At 72.9% G+C, this 13,037-nt stretch carries 10 protein-coding genes; 9 read left to right on the top strand and 1 reads right to left on the bottom strand.

The features are described 5' to 3' along the window. Positions 1-198 precede the first annotated feature (198 nt). Complete coding sequence (gene aspS / locus AC4H2H_RS07625) at positions 199-2,013, top strand: aspartate--tRNA ligase (RefSeq protein WP_494370195.1); 1,815 nt, start codon at positions 199-201, stop codon at positions 2,011-2,013. Between the two features lie 113 nt (positions 2,014-2,126). Here aspS and AC4H2H_RS07620 read toward each other — a convergent pair whose 3' ends face one another. Continuing rightward, complete coding sequence (locus AC4H2H_RS07620) at positions 2,127-4,376, bottom strand: MMPL family transporter (RefSeq protein WP_494370194.1); 2,250 nt, start codon at positions 4,374-4,376, stop codon at positions 2,127-2,129. 121 nt (positions 4,377-4,497) lie between these two features. On the opposite strand from AC4H2H_RS07620, the gene AC4H2H_RS07615 reads away from it, so the two are divergent. The 8 genes from AC4H2H_RS07615 (at position 4,498) to AC4H2H_RS07580 (ending at position 12,999) form a co-directional block, all read left to right on the top strand. After that, positions 4,498-5,910, top strand: coding sequence for a replication-associated recombination protein A (locus tag AC4H2H_RS07615; protein ID WP_494370193.1), 1,413 nt, complete (start codon positions 4,498-4,500; stop codon positions 5,908-5,910). A gap of 184 nt (positions 5,911-6,094) precedes the next feature. Next, entirely contained in the window at positions 6,095-6,721 is a 627-nt protein-coding gene (gene rpsD / locus AC4H2H_RS07610) for a 30S ribosomal protein S4 (protein WP_494370192.1), read from the top strand. Positions 6,722-6,919: 198 nt separating this feature from the next. Continuing rightward, positions 6,920-7,315: a DUF948 domain-containing protein gene (locus tag AC4H2H_RS07605; protein WP_494370191.1), complete on the top strand. Its 396-nt coding sequence runs from the start codon at positions 6,920-6,922 to the stop codon at positions 7,313-7,315. Further along, positions 7,315-7,668 carry a hypothetical protein gene (locus AC4H2H_RS07600; RefSeq protein WP_494370190.1) on the top strand — a complete coding sequence of 118 codons (354 nt, stop codon included), beginning with the start codon at positions 7,315-7,317 and terminating at the stop codon, positions 7,666-7,668. The genes AC4H2H_RS07605 and AC4H2H_RS07600 overlap by 1 nt, the downstream gene beginning before the upstream one ends. An 84-nt stretch (positions 7,669-7,752) precedes the next feature. Then, complete coding sequence (gene alaS / locus AC4H2H_RS07595) at positions 7,753-10,440, top strand: alanine--tRNA ligase (RefSeq protein WP_494370189.1); 2,688 nt, start codon at positions 7,753-7,755, stop codon at positions 10,438-10,440. Beyond that, a complete protein-coding gene (gene ruvX / locus AC4H2H_RS07590; RefSeq protein WP_494370188.1) occupies positions 10,437-10,973 on the top strand; it encodes a Holliday junction resolvase RuvX in 537 nt (178 codons plus the stop codon). Before alaS ends, ruvX begins: the two co-directional genes overlap by 4 nt. Then, positions 10,970-12,127: an endolytic transglycosylase MltG gene (gene mltG / locus AC4H2H_RS07585; RefSeq protein WP_494370187.1), complete on the top strand. Its 1,158-nt coding sequence runs from the start codon at positions 10,970-10,972 to the stop codon at positions 12,125-12,127. The genes ruvX and mltG overlap by 4 nt, the downstream gene beginning before the upstream one ends. Then, entirely contained in the window at positions 12,124-12,999 is an 876-nt protein-coding gene (locus AC4H2H_RS07580; RefSeq protein ID WP_494370186.1) for a shikimate dehydrogenase, read from the top strand. Before mltG ends, AC4H2H_RS07580 begins: the two co-directional genes overlap by 4 nt. Positions 13,000-13,037 lie beyond the last annotated feature (38 nt).

The raw sequence follows: 13,037 nt of genomic DNA, 5'->3' as shown, positions 1-13,037 counted from the left end.
CGTGTGCCTGGCAGGGGATCCCCCCGGGACGGCATGCCGCCGGCGCGCCCTCCCGTAGCAGGAGACGCGCGCGCGCGAAGGCGACAACAGTATTCGGCGCACGACCTCGCGCAGGGTCCACCGCCCGCCCACTAGACTCGTCCGGACGCGAGCCCGCCCCGGGAACGCGAACCCCCCACCTCTCGGAAGGAACCCTCCGTGCTGCGCACCCGAACGGCCGGCTCACTGCGGGCCGAGCACTCCGGTCAGACCGTCACCCTCACGGGCTGGGTCGACCGTCGGCGCGATCACGGCGGTGTCGCCTTCATCGACCTGCGCGACGCGTCGGGCATCGCCCAGGTCGTCATCCGCGACGAGGCCGTCGCGCACCCGCTCCGCAACGAGTTCGTCCTCCAGGTCACGGGGGAGGTCTCGCGCCGCCCCGAGGGCAACGAGAACCCGTCCCTGCCCACCGGCGAGATCGAGGTCGTGGCGAGCGACGTCGTCGTGCTCAACACGTCCGACCCGCTGCCGTTCCAGGTCTCGACGGCGCTCGCGGACACCGAGACGATCGGCGAGGAGGCGCGCCTCAAGCACCGCTACCTCGACCTGCGCCGCCCCGCGCCCGCGCACGCGCTGCGTCTGCGTGCCAAGGTCAACCAGGCCGCGCGCCGCGTGCTCGACGCGGAGGACTTCGTCGAGATCGAGACGCCGACCCTCACGCGCTCGACGCCCGAGGGCGCGCGCGACTTCCTCGTGCCCGCGCGCCTGGCGCCCGGCTCCTGGTACGCGCTGCCGCAGTCGCCGCAGCTGTTCAAGCAGCTCCTCATGGTCGCCGGCATGGAGCGCTACTACCAGATCGCGCGCTGCTACCGCGACGAGGACTTCCGCGCCGACCGCCAGCCCGAGTTCACGCAGCTCGACGTGGAGATGAGCTTCGTCGAGCAGGACGACGTCATCGCGCTCGCCGAGAAGATCCTCGTCTCGCTCTGGGAGCTGATCGGGTACACCGTCCCGACGCCGATCCCGCGCATGACGTTCCACGACGCCATGCGCCTGTACGGCTCCGACAAGCCCGACCTGCGCTTCGGCAACCCGCTCGTCGAGCTCACCGACTACTTCAAGGACACGCCGTTCCGCGTGTTCCAGGCCGAGTACGTGGGCGCCGTCGTCATGACCGGCGGCGCCTCGCAGCCGCGCCGCCAGTTCGACGCGTGGCAGGAGTGGGCCAAGCAGCGCGGCGCTCGCGGGCTCGCCTACGTCACGTTCCAGGAGGACGGGACGCTCGCCGGACCGGTCGCTAAGAACCTGTCCGACGCCGAGCGCGAGGGTCTGCGCGAGGCGACCGGCGCGCAGCCCGGTGACGCGGTGTTCTTCGCCGCGGGCAAGACGTCGGACTCGCGCGCGCTGCTCGGCGCCGCGCGCCAGGAGATCGCCAAGCGCACCGGACAGATCGACGAGGACGCGTGGGCGTTCGTGTGGATCGTCGACGCGCCCTTGTTCAAGCCCACGGGAGATGCCACCGACGACGGAGACGTAGCCCTTGGCCACTCCGCCTGGACCGCCGTGCACCACGCGTTCACGTCGCCGACCCCGGACTGGATCGACACGTTCGAGCAGAACCCGGGCGACGCGCTGGCGTACGCGTACGACATCGTGTGCAACGGCAACGAGATCGGCGGCGGCTCGATCCGTATCCACCGCCGCGACGTCCAGGAGCGCGTGTTCGACGTCATGGGCATCGGGTCCGAGGAGGCGCAGGAGAAGTTCGGGTTCCTCCTCGACGCGTTCGCGTTCGGCGCGCCGCCGCACGGCGGCATCGCGTTCGGGTGGGACCGCATCGTCGCGCTGCTGACGAGGTCGGACTCGATCCGCGACGTCATCGCCTTCCCCAAGTCTGGCGGCGGCTACGACCCGCTGACGCAGGCTCCGGCGCCGATCACCCCGGAGCAGCGCAAGGAGGCGGGCGTCGACGCGAAGCCCGCCACGCCGAAGGGCGAGCCGGGCGACCCGGAGGCTCCGGTCGGGGCCTGACGCCTCGGCACGGTCGCACCACGCGCGCAGGGCGCGCCACCTCCTCGGGTGGCGCGCCCTGCGCGCGTCGTCGCGCCGACCGGTCGCGCCGCAGACGCCGCCGCGGCCTGGCGTCAGTGGGCGATCGCGAGCTTGCGGTGCACCCACCGCAGGGGCTTCGGCGCCCACCAGTTGAAGCGGCCGAGCAGCGTCATCGTCGCGGGGACGAGCAGGAGGCGCACGATCGTCGCGTCGATGAGCACCGCGACGGCGAGAGCGAAACCCACCTCCTTGATGACGAGGAGGTCACCGAAGACGAACCCGGCGAACACGACGATGATGATCGCCGCGGCCGAGGTGATGATGCGCCCGGAGCGCTGCAGCCCCAGCCGCACGGCCTCGTCGTTCGGGTGCCCGGCGTCGTAGACCTCCTTGACGCGCGCGAGCAGGAACACCTCGTAGTCCATCGCCAGCCCGAACGCGAAGGCGACGACGAGCGCGACGACGTAGGTCTCGATCCCGCCCACGGACGTGAAACCTAGCAGGCCCTCGAGATGGCCCTCCTGGAACACCCACACGAGCACGCCGAGGGACGCGGCGAGGGACAGGGCGTTGGTGAGCAGCGCCTTGACCGGCACCACGACGGAGCCCGTCATGAGGAAGAGCAGGACGAGCGTCGCTCCCACGACGATCCCGACGGCCCACCACACGCGCTCGCCGAGCGCCTCGAGGAAGTCGACCTGCCCGGCCGCCTGACCGGTGACCCACACGTCGAAGCCCGGGTCGGTGGCGCGCACCTCGCGCACGACGGAGACCGCCTCCGGGCCGCCCGCGTCGTCGGTGTCGACGTGGACGCCCACGAGCGCGTACGAGGTGCCGAGCACGGCGGCGGGGTCGACGCTCGCCACGCCGTCGAGCTCGGCGAGCTCGTCGGCCCAGGCCTGCGCGTCGTCGACGCTCGCGTCGACGACCGCGACGACCTGCGCGCTCCGGCTCGACGGGTACTGCGCCGCGAGCTCGTCGACGAACTCGCGCTGCGGCGAGCTCGCCGGAAGCAGCTCGATCCCGGAGTTGCGCATCTGGAGCCCGAGGACCGGCAGGGCGAGGACGACGAGCACCACCACGGTCGTGAGCAGGACCCACACGGGATGACGCTGCACGCGTGCCGCCAGGCGGGAGAACGCGCCCTCGTCGGACTGCACGTCCGCGGTGCGGGCCAGGACGCGCCGCACACCGGGCACCCGGCCGAGCAGTCCCGGCCTGGCCAAGCGCCGCCCCGAGTACGCGAGCAGCGCGGGGACGAGGGTGAGCGCCGTCGCGACCGCGACGAGCACGACCCCGAGGCCGCCCGCGCCGACCGAGCGCAGGATGTCCGGCCGGAGCACCATGAGCCCGGCGATCGAGATCGCGACGGTGAGGGCGGAGAACGCGACCGTGCGGCCCGCCGTCTCCATCGTGCGCACGAGCGCGGCGTGCACGACCCCGTCCCCGCGCCGTCGCCGCAGCGACGGGTCGTCGCCGGCGTCGATCAGGCGGTGCAGCTCCTCCCGGAACCGCGACACGACCAGCAGCCCGTAGTCGATGGACAGGCCCAGCCCGAGCAGGGTGACCACGTTGACCACGGACGCGTCGACGTCGAGGAGGTACGTCAGGCCCAGCAGCACCCCGAGACCCGTCCCGACGGAGGCGATCGCTCCCGCCATCGGCATCGCCGCGGCGAGGAACCCGCCGAACACCAGCACCATGAGGAGCAGCGCGACGGGCAGGGCGAACTTCTCGCCCGTCGTCAGGTCCTCCTCGACCTGGCCCGTGATCGCCTCGACGATGAGCTCGTTCGACCCGACGAGGCCGGTCGCGTCAGCGGCGGCCTCGGGGGCCGCCTCCGCGAGCACTCCCGGTACCGCGTCGAGCTGCTCGACGACGTGCGCGGCCACGGCCTCCGAGCGCTCCGCGGTGAGGTCCGTGCGCAGCGTGACGACCGTGAGGAACCCGTCGCCGCTGGTCGCGACGAGCGACTGCGCCACCGGGTCCTGGACGCCGCCGGGCACCACGTACGGGTCGATTACGGTGTCGACGCCCTCGATCGCGACGAGGTCGGCGTTGACCCCGGCCATCGCCTCGACGACCTGCGGGTCGGCGGGGTCGACGGCGCTCACCAGGAGCGTGATCTCGGCCCCGCCCTCGTCGTTCTCGGCGAGGATCTCGTTCGCGCGCGCGCTGTCGGAGCCGGGGATCGTGGGCGCGCCCGTCGTCACCCGGTCGAACACGCTCTCGCCGTGCACCCCGAACAGCGCGAGCGCGAAGCCCAGCCCGGTGATGACCACCCACGCGACCACCGTGAGGCGCGGATGACGGGCGACGCGACGACCGAGGCTCGAGAACACGAGCGACAGCATCCCATCCGGCCTCGCCGCGTGTCAGATCGACCGCGCGGCCGTGGACGACCCGCGCCTCCTCGACCGGCGAGGCGCCGACGCGTGGGCGGCGGTGCGTAGGCTCGGGCCCATGTCCACCGGTGATCTCTTCGGCGGCGACCTCTTCGGCGCCGCCACGTCCGGCGCGCAGGGCACGCCGCGTCCCGGGCCGGGGGCTCCGCTCGCCGTTCGCGTACGCCCCGCCTCCCTCGACGAGGTCGCAGGCCAGGCCCACCTGCTCGTCCCGGGCTCGCCCCTGCGGCGCCTCATCGAGCCCGACGCGTCCGGCGGGCGCGCGGCGCCTGGGTCCGTGATCCTCTGGGGCCCGCCCGGCACGGGCAAGACCACGCTCGCCTACCTCATCGCCACCGCCTCCGGGCGGCGCTTCGTCGAGCTGTCCGCCGTCACGGCGGGGGTCAAGGACGTGCGCACCGTCGTCGAGGACGCGCGCCGACGTCTCGCGACCGGCGGCGAGGAGACCGTCCTGTTCATCGACGAGGTGCACCGCTTCTCCAAGTCCCAGCAGGACGCGCTCCTGCCCAGCGTCGAGAACCGCTGGGTCACGCTCGTCGCGGCGACCACGGAGAACCCCAGCTTCTCGGTCAACTCCCCGCTGCTCTCCCGCTCGCTCCTCCTGACCCTGCAACCCCTCGGGGACGACGACGTCCGCGCGCTCGTGCGCCGCGCCGTCGACGACGAACGCGGCCTGGGCGGCGTCGTCGCGCTCACCGACGAGGCCGAGGGCCACCTCGTGCGCCTCGCCGGAGGCGACGCGCGCAAGGCGCTCACCGTCCTGGAGGCCGCGGCGGGCGCCGCGCTGTCCGACGCCGCGGCCTCCGACACCGGGCCGGTCCCCGTCGACCTCGACACGGTCGAGCGCGCCGTCGACGTCGCCGCCGTCCGCTACGACCGCGACGGCGACCAGCACTACGACGTCGTCTCCGCCTTCATCAAGTCGATGCGCGGCTCCGACGTCGACGCCGCCCTGCACTACCTCGCGCGCATGATCGCCGCGGGGGAGGACCCGCGCTTCATCGCTCGCCGCATCGTCATCGCCGCCGCGGAGGACGTCGGCCTCGCCGACCCGTCGGCGCTGCAGACCGCCGTCGCCGCGGCCCAGGCCGTGCAGCTCATCGGCATGCCCGAGGGGCGGATCGTGCTCGCCGAGGCCGTGGTGCACCTCGCGACGGCACCCAAGTCGAACGCCGCGTACCTCGGCATCGACGCGGCGCTCGCGGACGTGCGCGCCGGGCGTGCCGGGTCGGTCCCGCCGCACCTGCGGGACGCCCACTACCCGGGCGCGAAGCAGCTCGGCCACGGCACGGGGTACCGGTACGCGCACGACGCCCCGCACGCCGTCGCCGCGCAGCAGCACCTCCCCGACACGCTCGTGGGCGCGCGCTACTACACGCCGAGCGACCGCGGTTTCGAGCGCCAGGTGTCCGAGCGGCTCGAGCGGATCCGCGACATCCTCGGTAGCGAGGACGCGACACCGGCGCGATAACGCCCCTCCTGGTGCGGTAGACTTCTCAGGTTGCCTTCACGGCGACCACCTGGGACCTCGGCCCCGATCCGTCGTCTCTCCACCGGAGAGGCACGTGGTCCATCGGCTGGTCCCGCACCCGGACCCGATCGCTCGGGAACCAGGTGTGACGTCAGTACCCACACGACAGGAATGAGATACCGCTGTGACGTCTGTCAAGCGTTCGCGCCGCCAGGTCCGCCTGAGCCGCGCCCTGGGCATCGCCCTCACCCCGAAGGCCGTCAAGCACTTCGAGAAGCGCCCGTACCCCCCGGGTGAGCACGGCCGCGCGCGCCGCCGTACCGAGTCGGACTACGCGGTGCGTCTGCGCGAGAAGCAGCGTCTGCGCGCCCAGTACATGCTCCGCGAGAAGCAGCTCGCCCGCGCGTACGAGGACGCCCGCAAGGACAAGGGCCTGACCGGTGAGGCGCTCGTCGAGAACCTCGAGACCCGCCTCGACGCGCTCGTGCTGCGCGCCGGCTTCGCCCGCACCATCCTGCAGGCGCGCCAGGCCGTCACGCACCGCCACATCCTCGTCGACGGCAAGATCGTGGACCGTCCCTCGTTCCGCGTGAAGCCCGGCCAGACCCTCCAGGTCAAGCCGAAGAGCCAGGCGACGACGCCGTTCCAGGTCGCCGCCGCCGGCGCGCACCGCGACGTGCTCCCCACCGTCCCGGCCTACCTGGACGTCCAGCTCGAGAAGCTGAGCGCGATCCTCACGCGTCGCCCGAAGCGCGCCGAGGTCCCCGTGCAGTGCGAGGTCCAGCTCGTCGTCGAGTACTACGCGCGCTGAGTCCCGCTCCGGACGCCTCGCTCACCGCCTCGTCGGGGAGCGAGGCGTTCGTGCGTCCGGGCGGGATCGGTCCGGTCGCTACGCCGCGCGGGGCACGGTCCCGTCGCGTCGTGCTCGACGGCGGTCCTCGCCCTGGTGCGGGTAGTGTTTCGCGAAGTCGTGGCAGGGTGACAGGCACCTGAACGCACAGGAGGAAGAATGTCCTTGGGAGACGTGGCCGGGCTCATCGCAGCCATCGCGTTCGTGCTGCTCGTCGGTCTGCTCGCGGTGCCGCTGCTCAAGCTCGGCCGGGTGCTCGACGAGGCGCGCGCGAGCATCAAGGAGGTCACGGACCACTCGGTGCCGATCCTCGACGAGGCGGCGACCACCGTCGCGACGACCAACAGCCAGCTCGTCAAGGTCGACACCATCACGACGTCGGCCGCCCAGGTGAGCGAGAACGTCTCCGCGCTCACGGGCCTGTACGCCGCGACCTTCGGTGCGCCGCTCGTCAAGGTCGCCGCGTTCACGTACGGCGTGCGCCAGGCTGCGGCTCGATCGTTCGGTCGCGGCCGGTCGACCGGCCGTGCCGGTCGTGACGAGGGGCCGCGCTGATGCGCCGCGTGTTCTGGGTCGGCGTCGGGGTCGCGATCACTGTCGTGGTCGTCGTCCGCGGACGGAAGATCCTTGCGCGCTACGCGCCGGCGTCGCTCGTCGATCAGGCGACCGCGCAGGTCAACGACCTCGGCGAGCGGGTCGTGCACCTCGCGCGCGACTTCCGCACCGAGTTCACGGTCGCCCGCGACGCGCGTGAGCGCGAGCTCATGGCCGCGCTGCTCGCCGAGGGCCAGGAGGACCCGGACGCCGTCCGGGCACGCCGGGCGTCGGGACGCCACGCGCGACCGGCCGGGGCCGACCCGTTCGACGACACCGACGGCGTCGAGGACCTCCTCGGGTACTCCTTCTAGGACGCGGTCGGCCCGCCGTGGCCGCCGCGCGAGACCTCCAGCACGACACCCAGCACGACACTCCGACTGCCTCCGAAGGACATCATGCGCACCGCCGAGATCCGCAAGCGCTGGCTCGACTACTTCGCCGACCGCGACCACACCGTCGTGCCCTCGGCGTCGCTCGTCTCCCCGGACCCCTCCACGCTGTTCACCATCGCGGGCATGGTCCCCTTCATCCCGTACATGACGGGCGAGCAGACGCCGCCGTGGGACCGCGCGACGAGCGTCCAGAAGTGCGTGCGCACCCTCGACATCGACGAGGTCGGCAAGACGACGCGCCACGGCACGTTCTTCCAGATGAACGGCAACTTCTCGTTCGGGGACTACTTCAAGGAAGGCGCGATCACCTACGCGTGGGACCTCATCACAGGCTCCCGCGACGAGGGGAAGTACGGCTTCGACCCCGAGACGGTCTGGGTGACCGTCTACCACGACGACGACGAGGCGCGGCAGCTGTGGAAGCGCATCGCCGGCCTGCCGGACGAGCGCATCCAGGCGCGCGGCAAGAAGGACAACTACTGGTCGACCGGCCAGCCCGGTCCGGCCGGCCCGTGCTCGGAGATCTACATCGACCGCGGCCCCGCGTACGGCAAGGAGGGCGGGCCCGTCGTCGACGAGGACCGCTACCTCGAGATCTGGAACCTCGTGTTCATGCAGTACGCGATCGACGACGTGCGCTCCAAGGAGGAGTTCCGCATCGTCTCCGAGCTCGCGCGCAAGAACATCGACACCGGCATGGGCCTCGAGCGCGTGGCCTACCTGCTCCAGGGCAAGGACAACCTCTACGAGATCGACGAGGTGTTCCCCGTCATCACCGCGGCGGAGGAGCTCTCGGGCAAGCGCTACGGCGCGAACCACGACGACGACGTGCGCATGCGCGTCGTCGCCGACCACGTGCGCTCCGCGCTCATGATCATCAGCGACGGCGTGCGGCCCTCGAACGAGGGTCGTGGCTACGTGCTGCGCCGCCTGTTGCGCCGCTCCGTGCGCGCGATGCGCCTGCTCGGGGTCGAGGACCAGGCGATGCCCGCGCTGCTGCCCGTGAGCCGTGACGCGATGGCCGCGTCGTACCCGGAGGTCGGAAGCGACTTCGAGCGCATCTCCTCCATCGCGTACGCGGAGGAGGAGGCGTTCCGCCGCACGCTGACCTCGGGGACGACGATCCTCGACACGGCCGTGTCGAAGGCCAAGGCCGCCGCCGGCTCGAACGGGACCCCGCGGCTCGGCGGCGACCAGGCGTTCGCGCTGCACGACACCTACGGCTTCCCGATCGACCTCACGCTCGAGATGGCCGCCGAGCAGGGCGTCCAGGTCGACGAGAAGGCGTTCCGCGCCCTCATGACCGAGCAGCGGCAGCGCGCGCGCGCCGACGCGCTCGCCAAGCGGTCGGGCGGGGTGGATACCGCGGCCTACGAGTCGCTCGCCGGTGAGCTCGCCGCTCCCGTGGAGTTCCTCGGGTACACCGAGTCGTCCGCGGCCGTGCGCGTCGCGGGCCTGCTCGTCGACGGCGTGCCCGCGCCCGCCGCGACGGCTCCCGCCGACGTCGAGGTCGTGCTCGACCGCACCCCGTTCTACGCCGAGGCCGGTGGCCAGCTCGCCGACCACGGCACGATCGTGCTCGACGGCGGCGCGACCATCGAGGTCGACGACGTCCAGCGCCCGATCAAGGGTCTGTCCGTGCACCGCGGCCGCCTCGTCGAGGGAACCGCGGCGCTCGGCGACCCCGGCACCGCGACGATCGACCGCGACCGCCGCAAGGCGATCAGCCGCGCCCACTCGGCGACGCACATGATCCACAAGGCCCTGCAGGAGTCGCTCGGCAAGGACGCGACCCAGGCCGGGTCGGAGAACGCGCCGAGCCGCATCCGCTTCGACTTCCGCCGGTCCTCGGCGGTGCCGGGCGGTGCGCTGTCGGAGATCGAGGAGCGGGTCAACACCCAGCTCCAGGAGAACCTCGAGGTCACCGACCAGCTCATGCCGATCACCGAGGCGCGCGCCCTGGGTGCCATGGCGCTGTTCGGGGAGAAGTACGGCGACGTCGTGCGCGTGGTCTCGATCGGTGGCGACTGGTCGCGCGAGCTGTGCGCGGGCACGCACGTGCAGCAGACCGGCCAGCTCGGTCTCGTCACGCTGCTCGGCGAGTCCTCGATCGGCTCGGGCGTGCGCCGCGTGGACGCGCTCGTCGGCGACGGCGCGTACGGGTTCCAGGCGAAGGAGCACGCGCTCGTCGGCCAGCTCACCGGACTGCTCAACGTGCGCACGGAGGAGCTGCCCGACCGCGTGGGCTCGCTCGTGTCGCGCCTGCGCGACGCCGAGAAGGAGCTCGCGCAGCTCCGCCAGGCGCAGCTCCTCGCGGCCGCGGGCACGCTCGCGGCGGGCGCCGAGCTCGTCGGTGGCACGCGCGTCGTCGTGCACGACGCCGGCGACGTCGCCTCCGCGGACGACCTGCGCGCCCTCGCGCTCGACGTGCGCGGTCGCCTCGGCGAGGCCGAGCCGACGGTCGTCGCCGTCGGCGGCGTCGCGAAGGACCGCCCGCAGGTCGTCGTCGTGACGAACGCCTCAGCGCGCGCCGCGGGCCTGCGTGCGGGCGTGCTCGCCAAGGCCGCGGCGCAGACCCTCGGCGGCGGCGGTGGCGGCAAGGACGACATGGCCCAGGGCGGCGGCACGGACGTGGCGGCCCTGCCGGCCGCGCTCCAGGGCGTGCGCGACGGCGCGTCGGCGGCCGCGTGACCGGCGTCGCCTCACCGTCCGGTGACGCCGGGCGCGCCCCCCTCACTCGGGGGGCGCGCCTCGGCGTCGACGTCGGCAGCGTGCGCGTCGGCCTCGCCGCGAGCGACCCCGACGGCCTCGTCGCGACGCCGGTCGAGACGCTCGCGCGCGACACGCGCGCGGGGTCCGGCACGCCCGCCGACGTCGCCCGGATCGCCACCGAGGTCGCGGAGCGTGGCGCGCAGGTCGTGTACGTCGGCCTGCCGCGACACCTCTCCGGGAACGAGGGCGCCGCCGCGCAGGGGGTGCGGGCGTACGCTGGACTGATGGCACGCGTCGTCGCACCCGTGCCCGTGCACCTCGTCGACGAGCGGATGACGACGGTCAGCGCCCACCAGGCGCTGCACGCGTCGGGACGCGCCGGTCGCAAGCACCGCAGCGTCGTCGACCAGGCCGCGGCCGTTATCATTCTGCAATCCGCTCTCGACGCCGAGCGGAGCGCGGGGGCGCGCGCCGGACAACCTGTAGACCCGACAGGAGACCACCGACCGTGACCGACCTCTTCGATCGGCCCACCGTCCAGGGGGCTGCCGAGCCCGCACGCAGCTCGCGCGCGGACCAGCGAGCGCGCCGCGCGGCGAAGAAACGACGCCAGCGCAAGCGTCGCCGTGCCCTGGCCGTGCTGCTCGTCTCGCTCCTCGTCGTGGGCGGCGCCGGGTACGTGATCTACACGAACGCCCCGGACCTCCTCGGGTTCGAGAACCCGCTCGAGGCGAAGGACTTCGAGGGCCCCGGCACGGAACCGGTGGACGTGACGATCGAGCCTGGGTCGTCCGGGAGCGAGATGGGCGCGGTGCTGACCGAGGCGGGCGTCGTGGCGAGCTCGGCGGCGTTCATCAAGGCGTTCGAGCAGAACCCCAGCTCCGGCACGATCCAGGCGGGCACGCACTCGCTGCTCCTCGGCATGCCGGCGAAGGACGCCGTCGCGCGCCTCGTGGCGAACGACTCGCGCGTCGAGACGAAGATCACGATCCCCGAGGGCAACACGGTTGCGCAGATCCTCGAGAAGGCGGCATCCGTGACCGACATCCCCGTGGCGGAGTTCCAGGCCGCGATGGCGGACACGGCGGCGACCGGTCTGCCGGCCGAGGCGAACGGCAACTACGAGGGGTGGCTGTTCCCCACGACCTACGTCCTCGAGCCCGCGGACAAGAACGCGACGGCGATCATCCAGCGGATGGTCGGCCAGACGGTGATGAAGCTCGACGAGCTCGGCGTCGCTCCCGCCGACCGCCAGACGGTGCTCATCAAGGCCTCGCTCATCGAGCGCGAGGCCGGGCGTGACGAGGACCGGCCGAAGATGGCGCGCGCGATCGAGAACCGGCTCGAGACGGGGATGCCGCTGCAGATCGACGCAGCCGTCGCGTACGGCACGGGCAACCCCCCGGGGTACCAGGTGACACCTGAGGACACGCGGAACTCCGAGAACCTTTACAACACCTACGCGCACAACGGTCTCCCGCCGGGGCCCATCGCGTCCCCGGGGGTTCCGGCGATGCAGGCGGTGCTGAGCCCGGAGCCCGGGGACTGGGTCTTCTGGACGACGGTGAACTACGACACCAAGGAGACGCGGTTCGCCGTCACCCTCGCCGAGCACAACCAGAACGTCGAGGACCTCAAGCAGTGGCTCGCGGAGAACGGCGGGTGAGCGCGACCTCTCCGCGCCGCGCCGCTGTGCTCGGGCACCCCGTCGCACACTCGCTGTCCCCGGTGCTGCACCGCGCTGCGTATGCGGCGCTCGGGCTCGACGGCTGGACGTACGAGGCGATCGACACGACCGAGGAGCAGCTCCCGGCGCTCGTCAACGGGCTCGACGCGTCGTGGGCCGGGCTGAGCCTGACGATGCCGCTCAAGCACGCCATCATCCCGCTGCTCGACCACGTCGACCCGCTCGCGAACGTCGTCGGCGCCGTGAACACGCTCATCGTGCAGCCCATGGGCGGCAAGCGGCCGACGTTCGTCGGCACGAACACCGACGTGCACGGCCTCGTCGCGGCGCTGCGTGAGGGTCTGGGCGATCGTCGGGTCTCGACCGCCGTCGTGCTCGGCGCGGGCGCGACCGCGGCCTCGACGCTCGCCGCGCTCGCGCAGCTGGGCTGCACGACGCCCACCGTGCTCGTGCGCTCGCTCGGTCGCACGGGCGAGCTGCAGCGGGCTGCGCACCGCATGGGCGTCGAGCCCCGGTTCGCCGTGCTGGACCTCGAGCGGCCGGGGGTCGTGGGGAGCCTCGCCACGGCGGACGTCGTGGTGGCCACCCTCCCGTCGCGCGCCGCCGACCCGGTCGCCGCCGCACTGGCGAGCGCGGGATCCGCGCCGGCGGGCGTCCTGCTCGACGTCGTCTACGACCCGCGGCCCACCGCGCTGTCGGCGGCCTGGGCGGGCGCGGGCGGGACGGTCGTCGGCGGCGAACGGATGCTGCTGCACCAGGCCGCCGAGCAGGTGCGTCTCATGACCGGCCGCCCGGTGCCGCTCGAGGCGATGGACGAGGCCCTGGGGACGGCCCTCGCCGCCACGGTGTAGTCCCGGGGCCCGCGGCACGGCTCGGTGGCCGTGACCTC

The sequence above is a fragment of the Cellulosimicrobium sp. BMG9.22 genome (assembly GCF_059159975.1).
Note: the sequence above shows the minus strand (reverse complement) of the source record. Positions and strands in the feature narration are given on the sequence as shown.

Excerpts from the sequence above, each read along its gene's own strand:
- AC4H2H_RS07615 (WP_494370193.1), top strand. The coding sequence starts at position 4,498 with ATGTCCACCGGTGATCTCTTCGGCGGCGACCTCTTCGGCGCCGCCACG.
- AC4H2H_RS07605 (WP_494370191.1), top strand. The coding sequence starts at position 6,920 with ATGTCCTTGGGAGACGTGGCCGGGCTCATCGCAGCCATCGCGTTCGTG.
- AC4H2H_RS07600 (WP_494370190.1), top strand. The coding sequence starts at position 7,315 with ATGCGCCGCGTGTTCTGGGTCGGCGTCGGGGTCGCGATCACTGTCGTG.
- alaS (WP_494370189.1), top strand. The coding sequence starts at position 7,753 with ATGCGCACCGCCGAGATCCGCAAGCGCTGGCTCGACTACTTCGCCGAC.